The sequence below is a fragment of the Geobacter sp. PheSNFMC genome, assembly GCF_059620965.1.
This window is the reverse complement of sequence record NZ_JCAMRN010000006.1, coordinates 1-24,909: the sequence shown is the minus strand read 5'-3', so window position 1 is coordinate 24,909 and position 24,909 is coordinate 1. Positions and strand designations below refer to the sequence as shown.

The following is a 24,909-nucleotide window of genomic DNA, read 5'->3' as shown; positions in this document are numbered from 1 at the left end:
ATGACCTTTTTGTTAATGGCGGGGTCGACGGGGCTCGAACCCGCGGCCTCCGGCGTGACAGGCCGGCGTTATAACCAACTTAACTACGACCCCATTCGTTATATTCAGTTAGGGTAGCCACCACTCAGAGAACGACTACCTTGAAGCATATATGGTGGGCGAAGAGGGGATCGAACCCCCGACATCCAGCTTGTAAGGCTGGCGCTCTCCCAGCTGAGCTATTCGCCCTTACTAATTAATGGCGGGGTCGACGGGGCTCGAACCCGCGGCCTCCGGCGTGACAGGCCGGCGTTATAACCAACTTAACTACGACCCCGTTTTCAGCATGAATTGTACCTACACTTGAACAGCAACCTATCAATTTTACAACAAATATTGATTTATTGCCGCCTTGAAGCGAGACATAACTTATAACAGAGACCTCACAAAGGTGTCAAGCGCTTTTTTCGTGCATCAGTGAGCAGTAACTGTTTCCTTTTCGGGTATCAACGGATGCCCCTCCGAGGTACGGTAGGGAGCTCCGCCGGCAACCCCTTCAGCCAGAAGTGCGTGGGAAAGCACTTCGTCCATATGGCGTACTGGAACAATAGTGAGCCCCACCGTAACCTCCCGTGGGATTTCCGCCAGATCCTTCCTGTTTTCCTCTGGGATGACAACCGTGGAAATCCCTCCTCGCCCTGCGGCCAGAAGCTTTTCCTTGAGTCCCCCGATGACAAGCACGTTGCCGCGGAGGGTAATTTCACCCGTCATGGCAAGATCATGGCGCACCGGCCTGCCGGTCAGCGCCGAAACTATTGCCGTAGCCATGGTAATGCCGGCCGATGGACCATCCTTGGGGATTGCCCCTTCCGGCACATGAATATGTATATCCGCTTTCTGGTGAAACCCTTTGTCAATACCCAGTATCTGCGCCCGTGAGCGCACATAGGTCATGGCCGCCTGTGCCGACTCCTGCATGACCTCCCCCAGCTTTCCGGTAATGAGGAGCTTTCCGGTGCCGGGCACCACTGCCACCTCAATGGTAAGCAGGTCCCCGCCCACTTCGGTCCAGGCAAGACCCGTGGCATAGCCGGGAGCATCTTTGTCCTCTGCCGTCCCGATCCGGTACTTGCGAGGTCCAAGGAACCCGGGCAGATTCTTGGGTTGAATTACGATCTTCTTTTTCTCACCCTTGACCACACGATGAGCAGCCTTGCGACAGAGCGTCGCAATATCGCGCTCCAGGTTGCGCACACCGGCTTCACGCGTGTAATAGCGGATTATTTCACTGACAGCCTTCCCGGAAATGCTGACCCGTTGCTCGGACAGGCCATTGGCTGCCATCTGTTTGCCGATGAGATAGCGTTCGGCAATGGCAAGTTTTTCATGCTCAGTGTAGCCTTCCAGGCGAATCACCTCCATCCGGTCGAGCAGGGGACGGGGAATCGAATGCGTCGAGTTGGCCGTGGCAATGAACATGACGTGGGAAAGATCATACTCTACGTCGAGAAAATGATCGCTGAAATGGGCATTCTGCTCCGGATCGAGAACTTCAAGCAGTGCCGAAGCCGGATCACCCCTGAAATCGGAGCTCATCTTGTCAATCTCGTCCAACAGAAAGACAGGGTTGTTACTTCCCGCCTTTTTGAGATTCTGGATGATCTTGCCGGGCATGGCTCCCACATAGGTGCGGCGATGGCCACGGACCTCCGCTTCGTCACGCATCCCGCCGAGCGACATTTTGACAAAATGACGACCGGTCGCCGTGGCGATTGACCGGGCAAGAGAGGTCTTGCCCACCCCGGGCGGACCAACCAGACAGAGGATTGGTCCCTTCAACTTCTTAACGAGCGCCTGGACGGAGAGGTACTCCAAAATGCGCTCCTTGACCTTTTCAAGACCATAATGGTCGGCGTTCAACACCTCTTCAGCACCGAGGATGTCGTGTTTTTCACGAGTCATCTTTGCCCACGGAAGCGACACAAGCCAGTCAACGTAGTTTCTCACCACGGCAGCTTCGGCAGACGCCGGCGACATGAGCTTCAGTTTTTTAAGTTCTGCGAGGGCCTTTTGACGGGCTTCCTTGGACAACTTCCCTTTGGTTGCCTTGTCTTCCAGTTCCAGAAGCTCTTGTCGGAAATCGTCTTTTGCTCCCAACTCCTTCTGGATGGCTCGCATTTGCTCGTTCAGATAATATTCCTTCTGGTTCTTCTCCATCTGCTTCTTGACGCGGGTCCGGATCTTATTCTCCAACTGGAGGAGCTCCAACTCGGCCTCAATGAAAGACAAGAGCTTCTCCAGCCGTTCATGGGGATTCACTATGTCAAGAAGCTGCTGCTTGTCGGCGAGCTTGAGATTCAAATGGGGCGCCAGTGTGTCGGCAAGCTTGCCGGACTCAACAATCCCTCCTACGGCACTGACCACCTCTTGGGGAATGCCTTTGGTCAGCTTCACATACCCTTCAAACACCGATTTTGTGCTCCGGATTAGGGCTTCAACCTCGGTGTTTGCTTCCAGGGACTCAAGGTGCGGCTGTATTTCAGCCATGAAGTAGTCGGGGTTAGGCAGGAACGAAACAAGACTGCCCCGCTGTTTGCCCTCAACCAACACCTTGACTGTACCGTCGGGGAGCTTCAGGAGCTGTATGATCTGTGAGATGGTACCGGTCGTGTAGATGTCTTCCTGCCGGGGATCTTCCGTTTTGGCATTTCTCTGGGCGGCGAGAAAGATCATCCTGTTGCCGTTCATGGCCGCCTCAAGGGCGGAGATCGAACGCTCCCGCCCCACAAAAAGAGGAACTACCATGTGCGGGAAAACAACAATGTCCCTTAACGGTAAAAGAGGGAATCTTTGCAGATCCCCTCTTTCCAGACTTTCCATACTATGGTCAACGTTCATTGGGTCCTTTGCGGTCAGGCTGATTCAGCCACATTTTCATAGACGATGATCGGCTTTTCCTTGTTGTAGATGACATCCTCATTAATGACCACCTCTTTCACCATGGTTTGCGAAGGGATTTCGTACATGATGTCGAGCATGGCGTTCTCAAGGATCGACCGGAGTCCGCGGGCGCCCGTCTTACGCTTGAGCGCCTCCCGGGATATGGCGACCAGAGAGCCGTCGGTAAACTTGAGCTTCACGTGCTCCATTTCGAACAGCTTCTGGTATTGCTTGATAAGCGCGTTTTTCGGCTCCTTCAGGATCTGAACCATGGCAGTCTCATCCAGTTCGCGCAGGGTGGCGAGTACGGGCAGACGGCCGATGAATTCCGGGATGAAACCGAACTTGAGAAGGTCTTCAGGGGTAACTTCCGTGAGAAGCTCTCCTGCCCTCTTCTCGACTTTGCTCTTCACGTCAGCACCGAAGCCGAGCTTTTTCACACCGATACGCTGCTGAATAATGCTGTCGAGCCCCGCGAACGCGCCGCCGCAGATAAACAGAATATTCGTCGTGTCGACCTTCAAAAACTCTTGCTGCGGGTGCTTGCGTCCTCCCTTGGGAGGAACACTGGCAACGGTTCCTTCAATAATTTTCAGCAGTGCCTGCTGCACCCCCTCCCCCGACACATCCCGGGTAATGGAAGGAGAATCGGATTTACGCGCTATCTTGTCAATTTCATCAATGTAGATGATGCCCTTCTGGGCACGTTCCACGTCATAGTCGGCAGCCTGAAGGAGGTTGAGAATGATGTTCTCGACATCTTCCCCCACATAGCCAGCTTCAGTGAGGTTAGTGGCATCGGCCATGGCGAACGGAACCTTGAGGATCCGGGCCAGGGTCTGGGCCAACAGGGTCTTGCCGGACCCGGTGGGCCCCAGCAGAAGTATGTTGCTCTTCTGCATCTCCACATCGCTCGGCTTGCCCATGGATTCGATGCGCTTGTAGTGATTGTAAACCGCAACGGCGAGGACTTTTTTTGCCTGGTCCTGGCCAATCACGTATTCATCGAGTACATCCTTGATCTCACGGGGCTTGGGAAGCTTCTTGACATCGGGCCCCATGGCCTCTTCAAGCTTCGACTCCTCGGCAATAATATCATTGCAAAGCTCAATGCACTCGTCACAAATATATACCGTTGGTCCGGCAATGAGCTTCTTGACTTCATCCTGGCTCTTACCGCAAAAGGAGCAGGTGAGATTGTCGCTGCCTTCGTTTCTCCTACTCACCGGGTACCTCCGCTGGGAGTTTTGCGCTCAATTATATTATCGATGATACCATAGTCCTTCGCCTCGGCTCCAGACATAAAATAGTCGCGCTCGGTATCGGCTTCAACCTTGGCTAGTTGCTGCCCCGTATTTTCGGCAAGGATCTCGTTCAGGCGCTTTTTGAGTTTCAGGATTTCCTGTGCGTGAATATGGATGTCCGTGGCCTGGCCCTGGAATCCACCCAACGGCTGATGGATCATGATCCGGGAATGCTTGAGGCTGAAACGCTTCCCCTTCTCCCCGCCCGACAAAAGCAGCGCCCCCATCGAAGCGGCCTGCCCCACGCAAATCGTCGACACGGGAGCCTTGATGTACTGCATGGTGTCATAGATGGCCATGCCCGACGTTACGACGCCGCCCGGCGAATTGATGTACAGATGGATATCCTTGTCCGGATCTTCGGCTTCCAGAAAAAGCATCTGGGCTATGACCAGATTCGCAACATGGTCGTCAATGGGGCCGCCAAGAAAGATGATCCGGTCTTTCAAAAGCCTTGAATAGATATCGTAAGAACGTTCGCCCCGGCCCGTCTGTTCGACCACTATCGGTACAAGCATGTTGCCTCCTTGCTCCACGGGTTACTCTTTCGTCTTCTCGCTGATTACGGCGCTCTCCAGAAGGAACGACATGACCTTCTCCTCGGCCAGGTGCGCTACGAGATTTTCCCGTGCCGAGCGATTCTGCTCGTAAAAGCTCTTTACGCGGCCGAGCTCTTCCTCGCTGCCGCCTGCAATTTCCAGCAACTTCTTCTCGATGTCAGCCTCTTCGACCGATATTCCTTCCTTTTTGGCAACGGCTTCAAGAAGAAGCGAACCCTTGACCTGATTTTCGGCAACGGTACGGTACTGGGCCTTGAATGACTCCTCGTTCATTCCCATCATCTCGAACGTAAGCCGCTGCTGAGCAAGCCTGTTCCGTGCATTGGCCAGCATGGTCTGCAGTTGCCGGTCCACAAGCGTAGAGGGGACTTCTATTTCGTTTTTCCCGATGAGCGCCTGCACGACCCCATCCTGAAGGTCAGCTTTGATCCGGTCGCTTTCCTGTTTTTCATACAGCTCGGCAACCTTGTCCCTCAGTTGGGCAATGCTGTCGAACTCGCCCATCTGAGCGGCAAATTCATCGTTCAGCTCGGGAAGCTCTTTAACCTTGATCTCGCTCAGGGTCACGTCAAACCGGGCCTCTTTGCCGGCAAGATCCTTGTTCCAGTAGTCTTCAGGGAAGCTCAGCGTCACTGATTTCGACTCACCGCTCTTCATTCCCACAATCTGTTCTTCGAAGCCGGGTATAAAACGACCGGAACCGAGCTCAAGCTGGTAACTCTCGGCAGAGCCGCCTTCGAACGGAACGTCGTCAACGTAACCGGTAAAATCAATGACCGCGAAATGTCCTGTTTCAGCCACTGACCCCACATCAAGGGGCTTCAGGTGAGACATGTTTTCGCGCATCTCCTGCAGCCTTTTTTCAACAACCGACTCATCAGGCGTAAAGGTTTCCTTGGCAACCTCAAGTCCGTTGTAGTCCTTTACGTCGATCTCGGGGAGGACTTCAACCGTTGCGGAATAGGTGAACGGAGTGCCGCGCTTTATTTCATCGCTATCGATTACGGGATGGGAAACGGGAAAAATTTTATGTTCGGCAAGGGCCTTGAAATATGTCTCCTCGAACAGATTCTTCAACACGTCGCCTTCCATGACGTCAACATAGTGCTTTTCAATGAGGGACTGGGGGGCCTTCCCTTTCCGGAACCCTTTAAGAGCCGCGCGTTTGCGGATCTTTTCAAAAACCTTGTCTATCTCGGACGTAACGCGGTCCGCAGGAATTTCGAAGGAAATTTTCTTTTTGACGCTGCTGAGCGACTCGACAGTGCTGGTCATCGTTCAACCTCTCTCCATTGGGGTAGTGTTCATATGATGATTAATCGGACGGGATAGCGGGCAAGAAAACAACAATCTCCGGGCGGGCATTTGAAACAGTCACACATACATGAATTGGTGCGAGAGAGGGGAGTCGAACCCCTACGGTTGCCCGCTGGATCCTAAGTCCAGTGCGTCTGCCAGTTCCGCCACTCTCGCAGATTGTCGCAACCAACTACACATACGAATAAGCCCCGTTCATCACGGGGCTCTTTCTTAAATGGGGTGGCTAGTGGGATTTGAACCCACGAATGCATGAGTCACAGTCATGTGTGTTAGACCCCTTCACCATAGCCACCATATGTGATTTACCGTTAATTAGTTGGCACGCCTGAGAGGATTCGAACCTCTGACCTACGGATTAGAAGTCCGTTGCTCTATCCAGCTGAGCTACAGGCGCAGGCTTGGTCGGGGTGAGAGGATTCGAACCTCCGACCCCCTGCTCCCAAGGCAGGTGCGCTAGCCAGGCTGCGCTACACCCCGTTGGAATTTGTATAACTAACACATGCCGTACTGACATGCAAGTATTTTTATTCACCCGCCTGCCGACCGAGATGGCCCTTCAGAAGTGCAAGAGCTTTGCCCCTGTGACTGACGGCATTCTTGACCTCAAGGGAGAGCTCTGCCATGGTTGCTCCATTTTCAGAGACGAAAAAGAGCGGATCATAGCCGAACCCTCCAGTGCCGCGCGGCGAATCAAGGATTACCCCCCGCAGTTCCCCGCTGAAGGTGTATCTCTCTCCGCCGGGAATACACAAGGCGATGGTACACCGGAAGGCGGCCGTGCGTTCCGCGTAAGGCACTGTTGCCAACTCGCTCAACAGCTTTGTATTATTTGCTTCGTCGCTGGCGCTCTCACCCGAGTAGCGGGCAGAGTAAACGCCCGGCTTTCCACCAAGTGCGTCAACAACGAGTCCCGAGTCATCGGCAAGCGCTGGAAGCCCTGTAACCATGGCGGCCATTGAAGCCTTTTTCAAGGCATTCTCCTCAAACGTCGCGCCATCCTCTTCCACTTCAGGAAAATCCGGAAAATCATCCAGCGACAGCAGCATGAAGGGTAACCCGCTGAGAATTGCTGCAATCTCTCGCAATTTGCCCTTGTTGCGGGTTGCCACTACCAACCGGGTCACTGTTCCAGTGCCTCTTGTTGGATGGCCATAAGCCGCTCGATGCCAATCATGGCGAGGGACCGCATCTCATCCATCTGGACACAGGTGAAGGGTTCAGCCTCGGCGGTTCCCTGCACTTCCACGAAACGGCCCGACGAAGTCATGACAAAATTCATATCGACATCGGCACGTGAGTCCTCTACGTAGTTCAGATCAAGAAACACTTCCCCGTTGACTATCCCGACACTGACGGCGGCGACCGCCTCCCGGACCGGCAGGGCCGCGATAGTCCCCTGCGCTACGAGCCATCGAAACGCGTCAACCAAGGCGACGTAGGCACCTGTAATGGAAGCTGTCCGCGTACCTCCATCAGCCTGTATCACGTCACAATCAATCAGCACGCTTCGCTCGCCAAGGAGCGTCAAATCAGTGACGGCCCTCAGGGAGCGGCCGATGAGACGCTGTATCTCATGGGTCCTTCCCCCCAACTTCCCTTTGGCCGCCTCGCGAGGAGATCGCGTATGGGTAGCCCGCGGCAGCATGGAATACTCTGCCGTTACCCATCCCCCCCCCTTGCCGCGCAGGAAGGGGGGCACCGACTCCTCCACTGAGGCAGTGCACAAAACTTTCGTGTCGCCGAATTCAACAAGTACAGAGCCTTCGGCATGCTTGATATACTTTCGTGTAATCCGGATGTGTCTGAGTGCTGCGGAACTGCGGCCGTCTGAACGCATGATGTACCTCTGGCAATTGGAAAGAGCGTACCTTAAACGATGTGATGCAGGTTGTCAATCTCAGCGGCAAGGACGGGCAGAGCAGTACGCCTGAGGGCACTCAAGGGGAGCGGCCGGACATGTCCCAGCGCGAAGACATCGAGAAAACGACGAACGAGAAGCTGCTCAATTTCCTCCAGTTCCGCAGCGGAATCGGCGAGTCCTTCGATTTTACCTCCGGCCATCATACCATGGCCGCCGGCAACCCCCCTCTCCTCGACGAGCCGCTTGATCAGCGCTCCTGCATTGACGTCGTGCCGGGAGGTGCGCAAAGAGAGGATCACATCTCTGTTAAAGTGGCCAATGGCCATCACCACATCAACCCCCTCAAGCCGGAGGAAAAAATCCGCCATCTCGGCAACTATTTCCGGGAAACTGACCTCTCGGAGATTTGTTGCCAGCAGATTGCCATAGATGCGCGAGTGCTCAATGGCGCGGTTGATTGTAAGATAGTATTCCACATGAAGCTTTGGGTAGGTGATTTCATAGAGCAGTTTTTTGTTCGCCAGGGGAAAGAGCTTCAGATAGGCATCCCTGTCGGGGCGGGCGGCCTCGCGACCCAAGTCCTGCGTTTCCGACTTGATCGCATAAAACAGCGCCGTGGCAAGATTGCTGCCAATGGGGACACTCTGGGCCTGCAGATATTCATAGACGATGGTTGCGGTTACGCCGTATTCTTCGCGGATATCGTCCCATCGGCACCTCAAGCCAGCTTCCCGCCTGGGGTGATGATCAATAAGGATATCAACCCGTCTGTCAGGAGGGAGCGAGTTATTGCCCGTTCCCGGCTGGGTATCGAGCATGCATGTGACGGAAAAATCCTGATACTCTATGAGTGCCAGCGGAGTCAGAGGTATCTGCAGTTGCTTGGCCATGGCGATATTTTCGCTCCTGCCGATCATGCCGGAAAAAGCGATGGTGGCGTCCCTGTTCAGCTTCATGACGAATAGGTGCCGCAGGGCTATGGCCGAGGCAAGACAATCAGGATCAGGGTTGTCGTGAACAACGATCAGGATCCTTCCCTTGCCCCTCACCCAGTTGAGCATTTCATCCGTGTAGCTTTTCGTTTGTGCGAGCGACCACTCTTTCTCCATTACCACGCCTCCCGGTCGGCATAGGCCTGACAGTCCCTTACCATACAATAAACATCACCACGAAACAATTACATGGACCTGCCCGCGCCGCAAAACAAAAGGAGGGGAAAGCATGCTTTCCCCTCCTTTATCGTCGCCCAAAGGCTGACAGAATTGTTTAACCGAGAACGATATTCTGATTTTTTGCCCTGTTCGCCAGGATCGTCGGGTCAATCACCTCTCCGCAGCAGGTGCATTTCCATGCATCAAATGATCTCACGAAATCATAAAACTTCTCAGCAAACATTCGGCCTCTGCATTTAGGACATTTCATAGGTCATCCCCCCATGTAGAATTATAACCGTGAGTGTCCTAACTGTTTTCACCATGTGTGCCAAACCAGGGAGCTCCCCGTTGACACAATGCGGCAAGAGTGATTTGTTGTTAAAAACCGAACTATTTCAATATATTGTAAGCATTAAAATACTCTTTTATTCTCTCAAGTGTTTTTGGACCGATTCCCGGGACCCTTTCCAACTCCCCAAAAGACGAGAAATCGCCATTATATTGACGGTCACGCACTATCCGCCGTGCCAACTCCGGGCCAATGCCGGGTAAAAATTCCCAGTCCGTTACGTTCATCCGGTTCGGATCAAGAGAGATTCTCAAAAGCATCAATTGAGAAACTGCCAGTGTTCCCAACGAAATTTCATAGGGTTCCCCGTTGCCCTTGCGTATGGCCACGACATCGCCATCGCAGAGGACACGGCTTGCTATATGAGTAGGAAGGTACGTTACCGGCATGTGAGAAAGCGTCATATTTATGACGTCCTGGCACGTGGATCCCCGAGCAATCCGATAAACGCCTGACCTCTCCGGGACACCGGTTATCATGATGATGCTCACGGGTCGTTCACCTGAACGCACAAAGGCCACGGCAGGAATCTCCGCAGGGGATGTGCCGTGGCCTTTGTAAAGTAATGGCAATGTCATGACCGCTAAGGCAAGGGCGAGATACACCACATGCCCGGTGCGGGTTTTCACTTCCTGGAGCCTTCGATCTCTTCGCTTTTGTGAAGCTTGTACTCCACGCTGTCCAGAAGGGCCTGATAGGATGCATCGACGATATTTTCAGAGACCCCAACCGTACCCCAGCGGCTCTCTTTGTCGCCCGACTCGATGAGCACCCTGATGGACGAGGCTGTCCCCTGCCCCGCCGGCAATACGCGCACCTTGTAATCCAGCAGCTTTACTTCCTTGAGCCGCGGATAAAACTTTTCCAGTGCTTTGCGGAGGGCATTGTCCAGAGCGTTCACCGGACCATTCCCTTCAGCGGCTGTGTGCTCGATCTTGCCCCCAACCTTGACCATGATGGTGGCTTCCGAAAGAGGCTTCTGGTCCTCGTGGCGCTTTTCGTCGATTACCCGGAAACCGATCACCGAGAAGAACTTGCGGTGGGTGCCGAGGGCTCTCTTCATGAGGAGTTCGAATGACGCTTCCGCCCCTTCGAACTGGTAGCCCCGGTTCTCCATTTCCTTGATGTTCTCGAGGATTTCAAGTGTGACCGGGTCCTTGCTGTCCATCTTGATGTTGAACTCTTCTGCCTTTGCAAGGATATTGGAACGGCCCGACAGGTCTGAAACGAGTACTCGCGTCATGTTGCCGACCAGTTCCGGGCGCAGGTGCTCATAGGTTTCGGGATGACGCTGGATGGCCGACACGTGGACACCGCCCTTGTGGGCGAATGCCGAATTGCCCACATATGCCTGGTGCTTGTTGGGCGAGAGGTTGGCCAATTCATAGACGAACCGTGAAAGGTCGCGCAGCTTTCTGAGTTGATCATCCCCGATGCACTCGCGCTTCATCTTGAGCTTGAGGGCGGGGATGATTGAGCAGAGGTTGGCGTTGCCGCAGCGCTCACCGAAGCCGTTGATGGTCCCCTGAACCTGGACGATTCCTTCGTTGACGGCATGGAGGGAGTTGGCCACGGCGCACTCTGAATCATTGTGTGTGTGAATGCCGAGCGGGGCCGTGATATGCCTGCGCACCTCACGGATGATCTCCACGAGCTCGAAGGGCATGGTTCCGCCATTGGTGTCGCAGAGAACGATGCAATCGGCCTTGGCGTCCTGGGCGGCCTTGAGGGTCTTGATGGCGTAGTCCGGGTTCGCCTTGTAGCCGTCGAAAAAGTGTTCGGCATCGTAGAAGACCTCGGGGACATTCGCCTTCAGGTATTCCAGCGAATCGAAAATCAACTCAAGGTTTTCCTCGAGCGATATCCGCAGGGCCTCGTGTACATGGAAATCCCACGTCTTGCCGAATATGGTGCAGGCATCGGGTTCCGCCTGAATGAGGGTCTTGAGGTTGTGGTCCTTGTCCGGGGTTACCTTTGCGCGCCGGGTGGAGCCGAACGCGGCGATTTTCGCCTGCGAGAGCTTTTCCTTCTTGATGTCCTTAAAAAAAGCAACGTCCTTCGGATTGCTGCCGGGCCATCCCCCCTCGATGTAGTGAACGCCTATCTCGTCGAGTTTATGGGCTATCCGGATTTTGTCCTCCACGAGGAAGGAAATGTCCTCCGCCTGGGTTCCGTCGCGAAGAGTGGTATCGTAGAGTTTTACAAGGCTCATGCTTTTACCTTTCGGGAACTGAGAAGCGCATGTACGAAAGCGCGGAAGAAAAAATCTGAATGATCGATTTTCTCCCCCGCGCCTTTGAAATTCCGCACTTCCGCTCTGGAAGTTTCTCTATTTGCCGGAGAGTCCGAACGCTTCGTGAAGCACCCGAACTGCCAGTTCGGTGTACTTGGCGTCAACAATGACCGAAACCTTGATTTCAGAGGTGGAGATCATCTGGATGTTGATCCCTTCCTTGGCAAGGGTCTGGAACATTTGAGTGGCAACACCCGCATGGCTCCGCATGCCGACACCGACAATGGATATTTTGGATATGTTTTCGTCCTCCGCCACATCCTTGGCATTGATCTCCTTGGCCACTTCCTTGGTGATGGCGAGTGCCTTCTTGAAATCCGCCCTCGTAACGGTGAAGGTGAAGTCGGTCAGGTCGCCCTCGCTTACATTCTGAACGATCATGTCGACCGATATATTGGCCTCGGAAAGGGGCGACAGGATTTTGGCGGCAACCCCCGGCTTGTCGGGTACCCCCATCACGGCAATTTTTGCTTCGTTCTTGTCGTAGGCGATTCCCGAAACGAGAACTGCTTCCATATCCTTATCCTCCTTGGTAACCATGGTCCCTGGATTTTCATTGAAGCTGGAGCGGACATGAATGTCCACATTGTATTTCTTCGCAAATTCTACGGAACGGATCTGAAGAACCTTCGCCCCGAGCGAGGCGAGTTCCAGCATCTCATCATAGGATACCTTCTCAATTTTCCGGGCATCCTGGCAAATATTCGGATCAGTGGTATAAACGCCGTCCACGTCGGTGAAAATCTCGCACACATCCGCTTTGAAGGCGGCAGCTACGGCAACCGCCGAGGTATCGGAGCCACCACGGCCCAGAGTAGTGATATTGCCATCTTTGTCGACGCCCTGGAAACCGGCGACAATGACAATGGAACCGTCTTTAAGGTCAGCGCGCACCTTGGTGTCGTCGATGCTCTCGATTCGAGCCTTGCTGAAAGCGCTGTCAGTGATAATGGGTATCTGCCAGCCATGATATGACTTGGCCTTGTAGCCCATCGACTTGAGGCACATGGCAAGGAGAGCTATGGAGACCTGCTCGCCCGACGCCACCAGCACATCATATTCGCGGGTATCCGGGAATTCGCAAATCTCATTGGCGAGGGCCACGAGCTTGTTGGTTTCTCCCGACATGGCGGAAACGACAACAACCATATCGTTTCCGGCGTCATAGGTCTTGGCGACCCGTTTGGCAACATTGCGGATGCGCTCGATGGACCCCATCGAGGTGCCGCCGTATTTCTGGACCACCAGTGCCATCTACCGTTCCTCCTTTGCTCTGGATCATATGTGTCATACTGCAGTTTGTATACAGGACACGACCGCAGGTCGTCACTTAATAGCAGGAATCAGACCAGTGGTCAAAACATTTTTTTAATAAAGCTTCATAGGTTATGCCGTAAGGAACGAACTCCAGAAGACGGATGGTTTCATCCTCGTGTCGAAAGGTGATGTCAATCCGCTCCACAGGCAGATCATCACCCAGACGTTCGGCCCATTCCACGAGACAAACACCTGTTCCATGGAAGTATTCGTCGAAACCGAGAGCCGCTGCGTCGTCAACGCCGCCCAGCCGGTACAGATCGAAATGGTAGAGGGGAATACGGCCTCGGTATTCATTGAGGAGGGTAAAGGTCGGGCTGGTTATGGGGACCGTTTCAGCAACGCCGAGTCCGCGCGCCACTCCGCGGGCAAACCGGGTTTTTCCGCTTCCCAACTCCCCCGCCAGGGCAACGAATGCCCCGGCTGACAGCTCTCTGCCCAGAAGTTCCCCGAGTCGCTCGGTCTCCTCCTCGCACCGCGAAGTGACATTAAACACCACGCGTCCTACCCCACCATGGTTCTGATGAGATCAATACGGGAGACAATTCCCACGAGCTTCTTCCCTTCAACCACCGGAAGCGTGTGGAGCTTTTTGTTGGCCATGATATCAGCGACCGTGCTCACCGGGGTTTCCGGCGTCACGCTCTCAACCTCGGTGGTATAGATATCTCCGGCGGTCTGGCCGGTTACCTTCTGGATCTCCCGTTCAAACTTCTTGGCACTTTCCAGATAGATAACCCAATCGAAAAGCGATATGACCGTCGGAATGTGCAGGCTTTTGTCCTGCTCAATCAAGTCGGACTCGGTGACGATGCCCGCCAGGTTGCCCGCTTCGTCGACAACGGGGATACTCCCGATCCGGTATTTCGAAAAAAGCTCGGCAAGCTCCCGTATGGTGGTCTCACGCCTGGCTGTAACAACGTTGGTTGTCATTATGTCGCGCACAGTCTTCATTATTGTTCTCCCTTCAAACGGATCAGTGAATTGAATGCATAGGGTAGCCGCTCCTGGACATCGAGAGCGGACATGCCTGTCTCGCCCTTGTCCGCAGCAACCAGGTCAGCGGCATGACCGTGAACGAAAGCACCCAGTATGCAGGCGTCGAATGGTTCGTACCCCTGTCCAAGGAGTGCCGTGACAACACCAGTGAGCACATCCCCCATCCCCCCCGAGGCCATGCCCGGATTGCCGCTGCCGTTGAGGGCGATGCGCCCATCGGGCGCCGCGATGACGGACCGTGCGCCCTTGAGGATAAGATAGACGCCGAACTGTGCGGCAAAGTCTCGCGCAACGCCGATACGGTCCGCTTCGACCGCCGCAGTGGTGGTTCCCGCAAGACGCGCCATCTCCCCAGGATGGGGCGTGAGGACAACGGTGTCGGGGCGCGCGCCCTTCAAGAGTTCGGTCTGCTCGGAAATTGCATTGAGGCCATCGGCGTCAAGGACGAGGGGCACCATAATATCAGCCAGCAGGTGCCGCACAAGGGCGGCAGTAGCTGGCTGCCACGACAGGCCGGGACCAAGGGCTATCGCATCCCGGCCTCGAATCGCGTCCCTCAGCGGAACAAGTGACTCATCCCCGAGGAAACCGACCCCACCGTCAGCCAGCGGGATTGTCATAGCCTCGGTGGTCTTTAACTCGAGAATTGCATTAAGGCTTGCCGGAACTGCCAGCGAAACGAGGCCTGCTCCGCTTCGAACGGCGCTGTTCGCGGCCATTGCCGCGGCTCCCGTCTTCCCGACAGACCCGGCTATAACGAGGCTGTGCCCGAAGCTCCCCTTGTGGGAGCATGGGTCCCGCCGCTTAACCACTGCTGCCGCCTCAGCCGCGTCAACGTAGAGAATGCCGTCCGCTTCCCGGGCGACTGACTCCGGAATACCGATATTGACAACTCTCAGCCGGCCGCAGTGCAGCGCCCCCGGATAAAGAACGTGTCCGTATTTTGCAAGGGCGAAGGTTACCGTCAGACTGGCCGTGACCGCAACCCCGAGCACCTTGCCCGTTGCGGCGTCGATACCCGACGGGATGTCGACCGAGACAACCGGCCGAGCTGAAGCTGCGATGTGCCTGATCGCTTCGGCATACGCGCCCTGTACCTCGTTCTTCAGCCCTGTCCCCAGCAGGGCATCCACCACCAATGCCGCAGCGTCGAGCCTAGCCGTAAGGGACGAAAGAGTTCCCCCTGCAGGGAGGTAAGAAACCGTCGACGGGTCGAGGCGGTCCAGATTCTCGCGGGCATCACCGCCAATTTCGTCCTTACGGGCAAGCACAACCGTATGCACCGGCCACCCTTCCCCAGCCAGCAGTCGAGCGATCACATAGCCGTCGCCGCCGTTGTTACCCTTGCCCGCGACCACAAGGACCGGTATGCAGCCGTCGCGGCCGAACATCTCTCTGATGGCGTCGGCACATCCGCGGCCGGCGTTTTCCATGAGGACAAGGCCGGGGATACCGAACTCGTCGATGGCGCGACGGTCCATCCGCTGCATGGTTTCGCCGCTCACCACCTTCATGGGCGCTCCAGCACAACTAGGGCGACGGCGTATGCTCCGTCGTGGGAAAGGGAAACGAAAGTCCGACTGAGGCTCAGGTCGGTGGCCAGCTTCAGGGCCTTGCCGTGGAGCTTGAGCTCGGGCTTACCGAGAGTATCATTGACGACCTCCACGTCATGCCAGGTCATCCCTTCACGCAGGCCGAGACCGCAGGCCTTGAGAAACGCCTCCTTGGCCGCGAACCGCAGGGCATAGTGCTGGGAGCTCCGGGCCTTGCCGGCACAGTACTCCATTTCATGAGGCGTAAAGAGCCGCTCGAAGAGACGCACGTTCCCTTCTTCGACCAGGCGGTCGAAACGGGTAATGTCGACGATATCGATGCCGGTACCGAAAATCATGCGTACTTGACGAGGTCTACCATGTCCCGCACGGCACGGTCGAGCCCGGTAAACACTGCGCGTGAGATTATGGAATGTCCGATGTTGAATTCCTCGATACCTCCGAGGGCCGCGACTTTGCGAACATTGGTATAATTGAGGCCATGCCCGGCATTGATGCCGAGCCCGAGCTTTGTGCCGAGCTTGATGGCGTTTTCGATGCGCTCAAGTTCGGCCTGCTCCTTTTTCCACTCCCGTGCCTCGGCAAAGGTTCCGGTGTGGATTTCGATGTAGTCGGCCCCCACCTTGCTGGATGCCTTAACCTGATCCGCATCGGGATCAATGAACAAACTCACTACAATGCCGCCGTCCTGAAGGCGTCCAATGGCATCGGCAAGCGCCTGCATGCCGACTCTCACATCAAGCCCCCCCTCAGTGGTAAGCTCCTGGCGTCGCTCCGGTACCAGGGTGCACATGTCGGGTTTGACCGACAAAGCTATACCCACCATCTCGTCGGTGGCGGCCATTTCCAGATTGAGCTTCGTCTTAACGGTCTGACGGAGCAGACGCAGGTCCCGGTCCTGAATATGCCGCCGGTCCTCGCGCAGGTGCACCGTTATCCCGTCGGCACCGGCGAACTCGGCAATGGCGGCGGCCGCCACCGGGTCGGGCTCAACGCCGCCCCGGGCTTGGCGGATTGTTGCTACATGATCAATGTTGACTCCGAGCTTTGCCACCTACTTCCCTCCGATCTTCTTCTCGACCAGATCGGCAATTTCCTTTGCCCACCCGGTTATCTGATATTTGTCCTGGCCTTCGAGCATAATACGCAACAGCGGTTCGGTACCCGAATAGCGGATAAGGATGCGTCCCTCGTCGCCGAGCTTTTTCTCTATATCTCCGATGAGCAACGCCACTTCCGGAATGGTTGTTATGTCCTTCTTCTCCTTGACCCGCACGTTGACCAGCACCTGGGGCAACGGAATCATGACCTCCGCCAGTTCGGAGAGACTCTTGTCGGCCCGGCGCATGGTGGCCAACACCTGGAGGGCAGACAGGACGCCGTCGCCGGTGGTGTTGTGGTCGAGGAAAATCATGTGCCCCGACTGCTCCCCGCCAAGATTGTACCCCCCCTTGATCATCTCCTCCACCACGTAGCGATCTCCAACCGCAGTTTTGACTACTTTTCCGCCGGCCCGCTTCACTGCGATATCGAGGCCCATATTGCTCATGACCGTTGCTACCAGTGTGTTCTTGCGCAGTTTTTTCTGTTTCAACATCTGAGTAGCGCAGATGGCCATGATGTGATCGCCGTCCACCTCGTTGCCGAACTCGTCCACGAAGATGACCCGGTCGGCGTCACCGTCAAGGGCAATGCCGAGGTCTGCCCGGTGCTCTTTGACCGCTTCGCTGATGACCTGCGGATAGAGGGAGCCGCAACCGGCATTGATATTGGTTCCGTTAGGCTTGACGCCATAAGGGATGACCTCGGCGCCCAGCTCCTCAAGAACGGCCGGCGCAACCTTGTAGGCGGCACCATTGGCACAGTCGAGGACGATCTTCATCCCCGCAAGATCGAGGTCCTTGGGAAAGCTGTTCTTCAGAAACACCACATACCGCCCCACTGCGTCATCGATCCGGTAGGCCTTGCCCACCTCGGTGGCCACCGGACGGAGCGAGTCGATTTTCCCGGAAAAAATGAGATCCTCGATTTTGAGCTCCATTTCGTCGGGCAATTTGAACCCATCGCGGGAAAAAAACTTGATGCCGTTATCCTGAAAGGGGTTGTGTGAAGCAGAAATGACAACCCCTGCATCGGCCCGCATGGAGGAGGTGATATTTGCAATTCCCGGCGTGGGAAGAGGGCCGACCACAAGGACGTCGACCCCCATGGAGCAGATGCCGGCCACCAGGGCATTTTCCAGCATGTAACCGGACAGGCGCGTGTCTTTGCCGATCACGATACGATGACGGCGATTACCGTCCTTGAACAGATAGGCTGCAGCCCGGCCGATCTGCATGGCCATTTCCGTGGTCATTGGGTAGACATTGGCAACACCGCGGACACCGTCCGTTCCGAATAATTTCTTCATCGCTTCACCTGCTTTCATGTGTCTTGGGGGATTCAGGCCGTGCGGGCGACTGCTCCACCCGGACCGAAATTTCAGCTGGGTATACTCGCGTCACCCGAACTTTGGAGGGAACAGACAGGCGGGCCTCAAAACCGGTGAACAGGACAGTACCCGCCCCGACCCCCGTCATGTCGAGCGGCATGATAATCTTTTCGTCACGGAGCTTCAACAAAAGAATATTCGGTCCGTTAAGGGTGACGACCAACTCCCCGGGGCCTTTATCTGCCACGGTATAGCCGGTGGCAACGTTGCGAAGCTCAAGTGGGACCCGCATGACAAGCTCCCCTTCCCTCCCCCCGGCAACACCGAGCCAGAGGCTGACGGCGAGGACTAGCGAGAGGAGCTTGACATCCCAGTTTTTCACAAGATCCGTCACGTTCATTCAGTAAGCCACCTGGGTTCAAGGAGCTTTTTAAGAATTTTCCGCAGACTCGCAGCATCGCTGACAGAAATGATTCTTCCCCCCACAGCCACGGATATGGTTCCCGTTTCCTCGGAAACTACCAGAACGACGCAGTCCACCAATTCTGTGAGACCAAGAGCGGCCCGGTGGCGGGTCCCCAGGTTTTTGTTGATGGTCGGGTCCTGCGAAAGGGGCAGAAAACACCCGGCCCGCGTCAGCTTGCCGCGCCGGATGATCACTGCACCATCGTGAATAGGAGAATAGGGAAGAAAAATGGATGTAAGAATTTCGCTCGTAATCTTGGCATCAACTTCGGTGCCGGTTTCAACATGACTCATGACACCCATTTCGCGTTCGATGACGATCAGGGCTCCTATCCGGCGGGAGGAAAGCGATGTAGCGGCGGCGATCAATTCACCGACAATCAGTGAGGCATGGTCTCGCTCCTCCTGCTCGTCCCGGTCTTCCGTGAGGGCATGGCGATGCTTGCCGTGCGTCACCAACGCCCTCCGGATGTCATGCTGGAAGAGGATGACGAGAATAAGGATCAGTGAGCTGAACAGGGATCCGACGATCCAGTGAAACGCCTCGAATCCCGCGAGCCGCGACAGGGAGTACAGCGCCGCGAGAAAGGCCAGGACTAGCAGAAGACGGTTGGCGACCCGTCCCCTGAGCATGATGATCAGGCGATAAATGATCCATGCCACAATCGCGAGATCGATTGCGTCGCGCCAACCGAAGATCTGGAGTGGCTCGGTCATCGTCGTCACCTGACAGGGGTGGGCTGAATCAGTACGGTAAATGGGGTGTGATCAGCGTCGCGGAGCAAGAATCGCCCGGGTCATCAGGGCCACATCCCGCATGGCCCGAACATCATGAACTCTCAGTATGGAGGCGCCGTTTGCCACGGCCACCGCCACCGTGGCGGCGGTTCCGAACAGGCGATCTGCTACCTCCCTGTCAAGAACGGCGCCTATGAACGACTTGCGGGAAGTACCGACGAGTATGGGCCGTCCCAGGCTGGCAAACTCCGCAAGACGCCGGAGAATTTCCAGATTCCCGTCAACGCTTTTGCCGAAACAGATGCCCGGATCCACTACGATCTGCTCATTGGGGATTCCCGCCGCCTGTGCGCGCCCCATAGAGTAGCGCAGCGATCCGAGCACTTCGGCAATCAGATCGTCATAGGCCGTATCGCGCTGCATCATCGCCGGGGTGCCGCGTGTGTGCATGACCACGAGTCCCGCCCGGGCCTCGGCCACGGTGGTCGCCATGCCCGGGTCAAAGGTCAGGCCGCTGATATCGTTGATGACCTCTGCGCCGGCGGCAAGAGCCTCGCGGGCTACAGCAGCCTTGTAGGTATCGACGGAAAGAGGAACCGGCAGTTTTGCGGCAAGGCGCTCCACAAGAGGCACCACCCGTTGCATTTCTTCAGCTTCGCTGACCGAAGGTGCACCTGGGCGGGTGCTTTCACCGCCGATATCAACAATATCTGCCCCTTCAGCCACCATGGCAAGAGCCCGATCTTCCGCCGCAGCGGGGTCCAGGTAGCAATTGCCGTCAGAAAATGAATCGGGGGTCACGTTAAGGACCCCCATGATACAAGGACGGGATGTAAGGTCAATGCGCCGGCTACGCAGTCGCCATACCCCGGCATGGTGCTGTCCGGTGGCGTGCTCCGCGCAAAGTAAGGTTCCGGAGCATTGGGCAGTCAATGGAGTCATGGAGCCACGGGGGCCTCTTCGACTGCAGCGCGGCTGGCCGCGCAGTCATCCTTGATGATCCGGTCAACTTCGTCGCCGGTCAGGTTCTCTTTCTCGATAAGCTGTGTTGCCAGACAGTGGAGCACGCTCAGATTCTCATTCAGGAGCTGCTTGACCCGCGAGTAGCTGCCGTCGATGATTTTACGAATCTCCTCGTCGATTTCCACCGCCGTCGCTTCACTGTAGTTCTTGTGCATGGACATGTCACGGCCAAGGAAGATCGACTCCTCCTTCTTACCGAAGGTGACCGGCCCCATCTTTTCGCTCATACCCCATTCGCACACCATCTTGCGTGCGATCTCCGTTGCACGTTCAATGTCGTTACCGGCGCCCGTGGTAAGCTCATTGAAGATGATCTCTTCGGCAGCCCGGCCTCCCATGAGCACCGCGATCCGGTTCAGGAGCGACTCCTTGTTATAGCTGTGCTTGTCCTCGATAGGCAGTTGCATGGTAACGCCAAGCGCCCGTCCACGCGGGATAATGGATACCTTGTGCACCGGATCGGTGCCGGGGATCAGCTTGGCAACGAGGGTGTGGCCCGCTTCATGATATGCGGTATTTTTCTTCTCTTCCTCCGAAATCACCATGCTACGCCGTTCGACACCCATGAGGACTTTGTCCTTGGCGTCGTCGAAGTCCTTCATCTCGACGGAGTTCTTGTCCTTACGCGCTGCCAGCAGAGCAGCCTCGTTCACCACGTTGGACAGATCCGCCCCCGAGAATCCGGGCGTGCCGCGGGCGATTACTCCCAGGTCCACATCGGAAGCAAGCGGAGTCTTTTTGGTGTGGACCTTCAGGATCATCTCCCGCCCCTTCACGTCGGGCTGGGGAACGACAACCTGGCGGTCGAACCGGCCCGGACGCAGGAGTGCCGGATCGAGGACATCGGGCCGGTTTGTGGCCGCAATGAGAATGACCCCTTCATTGGATTCGAAGCCGTCCATCTCGACCAGCAACTGGTTCAGTGTCTGTTCCCGCTCGTCATGGCCGCCGCCGAGTCCCGCACCCCGATGGCGTCCGACCGCATCGATCTCGTCAATGAAGATGATGCAGGGCGCATTCTTCTTTCCCTGGACGAAAAGATCGCGGACCCGGCTCGCACCGACCCCCACGAACATTTCCACAAAGTCGGAACCCGAAATGGAGAAGAAGGGAACTCCCGCCTCGCCGGCAACGGCCCGGGCAAGGAGCGTCTTGCCCGTACCGGGAGGCCCCACGAGCAGAACGCCTTTGGGGATGCGGCCTCCTAGCTTGGTGAATTTCTTGGGATCCTTCAGAAACTGGATGATTTCTTCCAGTTCTTCCTTTGCTTCGTCTACACCGGCCACGTCTTCGAAGGTCACGCGCCCCTGGGCTTCTGTCAGAAGCTTCGCGCGGCTCTTGCCGAATGCCATGGCCTTGCCACCCCCTCCCTGCATCTGGCGCATGAAGAAAATCCAGACCCCCACCAGAAAAAGGAGCGGGAACCAGGAGATGAAGATGGAGAACCACGAGACCTTCTCTTCCTCGGGCTTGGCAGAGACATTGATCTTCTTCTCCAGAAGCTTTTCGGAGAGCATGGCATCTGTCGGCTTGTAGCTGCGGAATTCCTTGCCGTCGGAATACTTGCCGATGATCTCGTTCCCCTGGACCGTAACCGTGCTGACCTTCCCCGCATCAACCGCAGCAATGAAGTCGCTGTAGCCGAGCCGTTCCTGGGTGGTGCGCGGCTTGTTGAAGAGGTTGAAGAGGAGGATCATCATAAGGCTTATGACGAGCCAGAGCGCAAGGTTCTTGTAGAACTGGTTCAAGGGTACCCCCATGATGTGGTTCGGGCAGTGCACGAACGCCCACGAACGCTGATGGTTGCTGGTTTCAGACCACTAATTGAAAAAAGCTATCATAGAAGGAACGGGTTGACAAGCGATTTCAGGTCACTTCAGGCGCCTGCCGCGTATCCGCGCAACGACCATCGCTCGACTGCCGGCTGTTATCCTCGCCGGTTCTCCACGACGACAACCACAGATCCAGAGCAGGGAATCTCCACTGAACACGAGCGGGACACTTTGGCGGAGTTCGCGGGGCACCTTTGCGTCGATAAAGATGTCCTTAACCTTCTTCTCTCCTGCCATACCGAGGGGAGTCATGCGGTCGCCGGGCCTCCATCCACGGACAAGCCAGGGAAACGGGGCCTGCTCCAGATCGAACCAGGACTCGGTAGCAGGAAGCTCACCCCACGGCGGAGGATCCGTGGCAATTTCGACAACGAGCTCCCCTCCGCCGGACAGCGGCCAGCAGCCGGGGCCGCCGATTCGCAGATCCTGAAGCGGAGGGATGTCAGTCGTTCTCCGGACAAAGGTAATCTCGTCGTAGGAGCGGGTTACCAGGGTTTCTTCCGGCAGATGGAGCCGGCCGGATGGATTCTCTGACAACACGAGACGATCTATCGCATCCACATGGTCAAAGCCTATCCGCGCGAGATCACCCTTGGCCAGCGCGATCGCCTTGCGGTACAGCCTGCGCCGAAGCCCGCGCGGCTCCCGGCGCAGGGCGTCGACGGCGCAGATCGCGCCACCCTGCTCCGTCACGTTAACATGCCGCGCCGATGCCTCTTCGACAAGCCGGCCCAGCAACGCTTCGTCATCGGCAAGCAATTCGGCTGTTCTGGCAAGCCGGGAAGCGGCGCCCGGGTTCAGTCGATCGAGATAGGGAACGAGTTCGTGCCGGATACGGTTACGCAGAAAGGCCACGTCGGTGTTGGTTCGATCCTGGCGGAACGCCAGTCCCCGTTCATCGAGATAGGCTTCGATTTCCTGCCGGTCAAGCACAAGGAGGGGTCTCACATAGTTCCCGCCAGCCCTGACGGGGCGCATGGCAGACAACCCCGGCCCCCCCGCCCCTCTAACGAGCCGCATGAGCAGCGTTTCCGCCTGGTCATCCGCATGGTGGGCCAGAGCAACGGTTCGGGCTCCCCAAGCAGCAGCAACGTCATCAAAAAATGCATACCTCGCCCGGCGTCCAGCATCTTCAAGGGACAGTCGTTCCCGCTCGGCCATCGCCGTTACCTGCTCGCCCCGGCTCACGAACGGCAGGGCGTATGCCTGAGCGCATTGCCCTGCGAACCGCTCATCCTCGTCAGATTCTGCTCCGCGCAGCTCATGGTTCAGGTGTGCGACAACCAACTCAAGCCGCAACTCCTTGAGGGCGGTGAGGATATCCAGCAGTGCAACCGAGTCGGCGCCGCCCGATACGGCCACGACAACCCTGTCGCCCGGACGGAACATCCCGTGTTCAGCGATAAACGCACGTACTTTTTTCAAAGCCGCATCAACCGGGGATAGTGCTTTCATAAACCGAATCTCGCGTCAAACCTGAACGTGAACACAAAACAAAAAACCCCTCCAAGCCGGAGGGGTTATCGTTAATGGTGGCGGTGCAGGGACTTGAACCCCGGACACTACGGATATGAGCCGTATGCTCTAACCAGCTGAGCTACACCGCCTTATGGTAGTAAAAGGCGAACCGCCAGCAAGCGATTCGCCTTTGTTTGTTTGGTTGCGGGGAGAGGATTTGAACCTCTGACCTTCGGGTTATGAGCCCGACGAGCTACCAGACTGCTCCACCCCGCGTCGTGAGAACCAATATGTACCACAGCTGATCCAAGGCTGTCAATCGCAAATTTTAACTTTAATCATTCCGGCACCAGAATCGCTCCCTTGCCAAGCATCTCGGCAAGATTGCTTGCGGCGGACTGGTCCAGCTTCCGGCCCACTCTGACGCGATACCAGGTACCCTTGCCGGAAATGGTCGATTCGGTGACATAGGCCGAATATCCCTTCTCAGCAAGCTTGGCCCTGATTGCGTCAGCATCCTTGCGCTCCTTGGAAGAGGCAACCTGAACAGAATAGGTCTCCTTCGCCGCAGATGCCGGCTGAGACGGCTGAGCCATTGCTTCAGGTGCGGTGTTCTTGGCCGAGGCACCCACTGCGGGTGACGGCTCGTCGTTGCGCCGCGCTTCCCCTCCCCTTGCTTCGGGAGGATTGGGCGTGGGCTTCTGGGCTCCTCCCCCCTGTTCCTTGGCCGCAGGGGATACCGCAGGACTCTTCGGTGGCGCCTCATCCTTCCTAAGGTTGATGCCGCTCCCCAGAATGGCCTTTCCTCCCTTGGGCAGCGTCTCGTAGAACGTAAGCGAAGGCTCTCCCGCCGGGCGGGGAGGAGTGGACACCACAGGGGGATTTCCTTCACCGGGCTGGGCCTGGGCAGAGGGAGCCTTCGGCGTATCCGCATTCCGAAGAGGTGTCGACGGCGCTTCCATCTGCACGTCCCGGGGGGGGAGAAGAAAACGATCGACCAGCACGCCGAGGGCAAAGGAAATCAGTGCCACGAGCAGGAAGGCACACGCGAGGAGTCCTATCGGCTTTGATTTGGGACGGTTTTTACTGACCGTCTTTCGTTCGCGATAATCAAGAACCATCTGACCGCGCTCCGCTACATCTTCTCGGGAGCAGACACACCCAGAAGCTCGAGGCCGTTTCTGATCACGGTTGCCGTGCTGTGCAGCAGAAGCAGGCGCGCGCCGGTCAGGTCTGCATCTTCGGTAATGACCCGGTTCTTGTTATAGAACGAATGGAAAGCACCGGCCAGTTCCTGCAGGTAGTAGGTAATCCGGTGGGGTTCGAAATTGAG

23 protein-coding genes and 9 tRNA genes are annotated in these 24,909 nt (G+C 56.4%); all 32 read right to left on the bottom strand.

What is annotated here, in order from left to right; translation table 11 throughout:
- Positions 1–16 precede the first annotated feature (16 nt).
- Positions 17–93, bottom strand: a tRNA-Asp gene (locus tag AC6CDK_RS02350).
- Positions 94–152: 59 nt separating this feature from the next.
- Positions 153–228, bottom strand: a tRNA-Val gene (locus AC6CDK_RS02345).
- Between the two features lie 11 nt (positions 229–239).
- Positions 240–316, bottom strand: a tRNA-Asp gene (locus AC6CDK_RS02340).
- 137 nt (positions 317–453) lie between these two features.
- Positions 454–2,877 carry an endopeptidase La gene (gene lon, locus AC6CDK_RS02335; RefSeq protein ID WP_039644457.1) on the bottom strand — a complete coding sequence of 808 codons (2,424 nt, stop codon included), beginning with the start codon at positions 2,875–2,877 and terminating at the stop codon, positions 454–456.
- 14 nt (positions 2,878–2,891) lie between these two features.
- Positions 2,892–4,145: an ATP-dependent Clp protease ATP-binding subunit ClpX gene (gene clpX / locus AC6CDK_RS02330; protein ID WP_039644456.1), complete on the bottom strand. Its 1,254-nt coding sequence runs from the start codon at positions 4,143–4,145 to the stop codon at positions 2,892–2,894.
- The gene (gene clpP / locus AC6CDK_RS02325) at positions 4,142–4,741 is read right to left on the bottom strand and encodes an ATP-dependent Clp endopeptidase proteolytic subunit ClpP (protein WP_039644455.1); all 600 of its coding nucleotides are present in this window, start codon (positions 4,739–4,741) and stop codon (positions 4,142–4,144) included. Before clpP ends, clpX begins: the two co-directional genes overlap by 4 nt.
- A 21-nt stretch (positions 4,742–4,762) precedes the next feature.
- Entirely contained in the window at positions 4,763–6,058 is a 1,296-nt protein-coding gene (tig, locus tag AC6CDK_RS02320) for a trigger factor (RefSeq protein ID WP_039644453.1), read from the bottom strand.
- A gap of 115 nt (positions 6,059–6,173) precedes the next feature.
- Positions 6,174–6,256 (bottom strand) — tRNA-Leu (locus tag AC6CDK_RS02315).
- Between the two features lie 62 nt (positions 6,257–6,318).
- A tRNA-His gene (locus tag AC6CDK_RS02310) sits at positions 6,319–6,395 on the bottom strand.
- Positions 6,396–6,420: 25 nt separating this feature from the next.
- Positions 6,421–6,497: transfer RNA gene (locus AC6CDK_RS02305), tRNA-Arg, on the bottom strand.
- A 5-nt stretch (positions 6,498–6,502) separates the two neighbouring features.
- Positions 6,503–6,580 (bottom strand) — tRNA-Pro (locus tag AC6CDK_RS02300).
- A gap of 47 nt (positions 6,581–6,627) precedes the next feature.
- Positions 6,628–7,227 carry an XTP/dITP diphosphatase gene (locus AC6CDK_RS02295; protein ID WP_066357370.1) on the bottom strand — a complete coding sequence of 200 codons (600 nt, stop codon included), beginning with the start codon at positions 7,225–7,227 and terminating at the stop codon, positions 6,628–6,630.
- Positions 7,224–7,940 carry a ribonuclease PH gene (gene rph / locus AC6CDK_RS02290; RefSeq protein WP_039644450.1) on the bottom strand — a complete coding sequence of 239 codons (717 nt, stop codon included), beginning with the start codon at positions 7,938–7,940 and terminating at the stop codon, positions 7,224–7,226. Before rph ends, AC6CDK_RS02295 begins: the two co-directional genes overlap by 4 nt.
- A 32-nt stretch (positions 7,941–7,972) precedes the next feature.
- The gene (locus tag AC6CDK_RS02285; RefSeq protein ID WP_039644448.1) at positions 7,973–9,073 is read right to left on the bottom strand and encodes a DHH family phosphoesterase; all 1,101 of its coding nucleotides are present in this window, start codon (positions 9,071–9,073) and stop codon (positions 7,973–7,975) included.
- 435 nt (positions 9,074–9,508) lie between these two features.
- Positions 9,509–10,096, bottom strand: coding sequence for a ComEA family DNA-binding protein (locus AC6CDK_RS02280; RefSeq protein ID WP_192905641.1), 588 nt, complete (start codon positions 10,094–10,096; stop codon positions 9,509–9,511).
- Positions 10,093–11,679, bottom strand: a complete 1,587-nt coding sequence (cimA, locus tag AC6CDK_RS02275) for a citramalate synthase (protein WP_039644447.1) — start codon at positions 11,677–11,679, stop codon at positions 10,093–10,095. Before cimA ends, AC6CDK_RS02280 begins: the two co-directional genes overlap by 4 nt.
- Positions 11,680–11,796: 117 nt before the next feature.
- Positions 11,797–13,014, bottom strand: a complete 1,218-nt coding sequence (locus AC6CDK_RS02270) for an aspartate kinase (RefSeq protein ID WP_192905642.1) — start codon at positions 13,012–13,014, stop codon at positions 11,797–11,799.
- 76 nt (positions 13,015–13,090) lie between these two features.
- On the bottom strand, positions 13,091–13,576 hold the full coding sequence (gene tsaE / locus AC6CDK_RS02265) for a tRNA (adenosine(37)-N6)-threonylcarbamoyltransferase complex ATPase subunit type 1 TsaE (protein ID WP_010942445.1): 486 nt from the start codon (positions 13,574–13,576) through the stop codon (positions 13,091–13,093).
- Between the two features lie 5 nt (positions 13,577–13,581).
- Complete coding sequence (locus tag AC6CDK_RS02260; RefSeq protein ID WP_010942446.1) at positions 13,582–14,031, bottom strand: CBS domain-containing protein; 450 nt, start codon at positions 14,029–14,031, stop codon at positions 13,582–13,584.
- Entirely contained in the window at positions 14,031–15,590 is a 1,560-nt protein-coding gene (locus AC6CDK_RS02255; protein ID WP_010942447.1) for a bifunctional ADP-dependent NAD(P)H-hydrate dehydratase/NAD(P)H-hydrate epimerase, read from the bottom strand. The genes AC6CDK_RS02260 and AC6CDK_RS02255 overlap by 1 nt, the downstream gene beginning before the upstream one ends.
- Complete coding sequence (locus AC6CDK_RS02250; protein ID WP_010942448.1) at positions 15,587–15,967, bottom strand: holo-[acyl-carrier-protein] synthase; 381 nt, start codon at positions 15,965–15,967, stop codon at positions 15,587–15,589. Before AC6CDK_RS02250 ends, AC6CDK_RS02255 begins: the two co-directional genes overlap by 4 nt.
- Positions 15,964–16,683: a pyridoxine 5'-phosphate synthase gene (locus tag AC6CDK_RS02245; RefSeq protein ID WP_010942449.1), complete on the bottom strand. Its 720-nt coding sequence runs from the start codon at positions 16,681–16,683 to the stop codon at positions 15,964–15,966. Before AC6CDK_RS02245 ends, AC6CDK_RS02250 begins: the two co-directional genes overlap by 4 nt.
- The gene (gene glmM, locus AC6CDK_RS02240; RefSeq protein ID WP_014551651.1) at positions 16,684–18,039 is read right to left on the bottom strand and encodes a phosphoglucosamine mutase; all 1,356 of its coding nucleotides are present in this window, start codon (positions 18,037–18,039) and stop codon (positions 16,684–16,686) included. It abuts the gene before it with no gap.
- 4 nt (positions 18,040–18,043) lie between these two features.
- Positions 18,044–18,460: a CdaR family protein gene (locus AC6CDK_RS02235; protein WP_010942451.1), complete on the bottom strand. Its 417-nt coding sequence runs from the start codon at positions 18,458–18,460 to the stop codon at positions 18,044–18,046.
- Positions 18,457–19,242: a diadenylate cyclase CdaA gene (gene cdaA / locus AC6CDK_RS02230; RefSeq protein WP_496639702.1), complete on the bottom strand. Its 786-nt coding sequence runs from the start codon at positions 19,240–19,242 to the stop codon at positions 18,457–18,459. The genes AC6CDK_RS02235 and cdaA overlap by 4 nt, the downstream gene beginning before the upstream one ends.
- Before the next feature lie 51 nt (positions 19,243–19,293).
- Complete coding sequence (gene folP, locus AC6CDK_RS02225; protein ID WP_192905643.1) at positions 19,294–20,205, bottom strand: dihydropteroate synthase; 912 nt, start codon at positions 20,203–20,205, stop codon at positions 19,294–19,296.
- Positions 20,202–22,034, bottom strand: coding sequence for an ATP-dependent zinc metalloprotease FtsH (ftsH, locus tag AC6CDK_RS02220; RefSeq protein ID WP_318842692.1), 1,833 nt, complete (start codon positions 22,032–22,034; stop codon positions 20,202–20,204). The genes folP and ftsH overlap by 4 nt, the downstream gene beginning before the upstream one ends.
- Positions 22,035–22,157: 123 nt before the next feature.
- A complete protein-coding gene (gene tilS, locus AC6CDK_RS02215) occupies positions 22,158–23,573 on the bottom strand; it encodes a tRNA lysidine(34) synthetase TilS (protein ID WP_192905645.1) in 1,416 nt (471 codons plus the stop codon).
- Between the two features lie 75 nt (positions 23,574–23,648).
- Positions 23,649–23,725 (bottom strand) — tRNA-Met (locus tag AC6CDK_RS02210).
- A 50-nt stretch (positions 23,726–23,775) separates the two neighbouring features.
- Positions 23,776–23,852: transfer RNA gene (locus tag AC6CDK_RS02205), tRNA-Met, on the bottom strand.
- Positions 23,853–23,914: 62 nt separating this feature from the next.
- The gene (locus AC6CDK_RS02200) at positions 23,915–24,697 is read right to left on the bottom strand and encodes an SPOR domain-containing protein (RefSeq protein ID WP_039644426.1); all 783 of its coding nucleotides are present in this window, start codon (positions 24,695–24,697) and stop codon (positions 23,915–23,917) included.
- A gap of 14 nt (positions 24,698–24,711) precedes the next feature.
- The coding region (locus AC6CDK_RS02195) for a DALR anticodon-binding domain-containing protein (protein ID WP_496639701.1) at positions 24,712–24,909 on the bottom strand (198 nt) is incomplete at its 5' end.

Coding starts and splice junctions, on each gene's coding strand:
- AC6CDK_RS02235 (WP_010942451.1), bottom strand. CDS start 18,460: ATGAACGTGACGGATCTTGTGAAAAACTGGGATGTCAAGCTCCTCTCG.
- AC6CDK_RS02270 (WP_192905642.1), bottom strand. CDS start 13,014: ATGGCACTGGTGGTCCAGAAATACGGCGGCACCTCGATGGGGTCCATC.
- AC6CDK_RS02200 (WP_039644426.1), bottom strand. CDS start 24,697: ATGGTTCTTGATTATCGCGAACGAAAGACGGTCAGTAAAAACCGTCCC.
- clpP (WP_039644455.1), bottom strand. CDS start 4,741: ATGCTTGTACCGATAGTGGTCGAACAGACGGGCCGGGGCGAACGTTCT.
- AC6CDK_RS02260 (WP_010942446.1), bottom strand. CDS start 14,031: ATGAAGACTGTGCGCGACATAATGACAACCAACGTTGTTACAGCCAGG.
- lon (WP_039644457.1), bottom strand. CDS start 2,877: ATGAACGTTGACCATAGTATGGAAAGTCTGGAAAGAGGGGATCTGCAA.
- folP (WP_192905643.1), bottom strand. CDS start 20,205: ATGACTCCATTGACTGCCCAATGCTCCGGAACCTTACTTTGCGCGGAG.
- AC6CDK_RS02250 (WP_010942448.1), bottom strand. CDS start 15,967: ATGATTTTCGGTACCGGCATCGATATCGTCGACATTACCCGTTTCGAC.
- cdaA (WP_496639702.1), bottom strand. CDS start 19,242: ATGACCGAGCCACTCCAGATCTTCGGTTGGCGCGACGCAATCGATCTC.
- AC6CDK_RS02285 (WP_039644448.1), bottom strand. CDS start 9,073: ATGGAGAAAGAGTGGTCGCTCGCACAAACGAAAAGCTACACGGATGAA.
- tig (WP_039644453.1), bottom strand. CDS start 6,058: ATGACCAGCACTGTCGAGTCGCTCAGCAGCGTCAAAAAGAAAATTTCC.
- cimA (WP_039644447.1), bottom strand. CDS start 11,679: ATGAGCCTTGTAAAACTCTACGATACCACTCTTCGCGACGGAACCCAG.
- glmM (WP_014551651.1), bottom strand. CDS start 18,039: ATGAAGAAATTATTCGGAACGGACGGTGTCCGCGGTGTTGCCAATGTC.
- AC6CDK_RS02255 (WP_010942447.1), bottom strand. CDS start 15,590: ATGAAGGTGGTGAGCGGCGAAACCATGCAGCGGATGGACCGTCGCGCC.
- tilS (WP_192905645.1), bottom strand. CDS start 23,573: ATGAAAGCACTATCCCCGGTTGATGCGGCTTTGAAAAAAGTACGTGCG.
- rph (WP_039644450.1), bottom strand. CDS start 7,940: ATGCGTTCAGACGGCCGCAGTTCCGCAGCACTCAGACACATCCGGATT.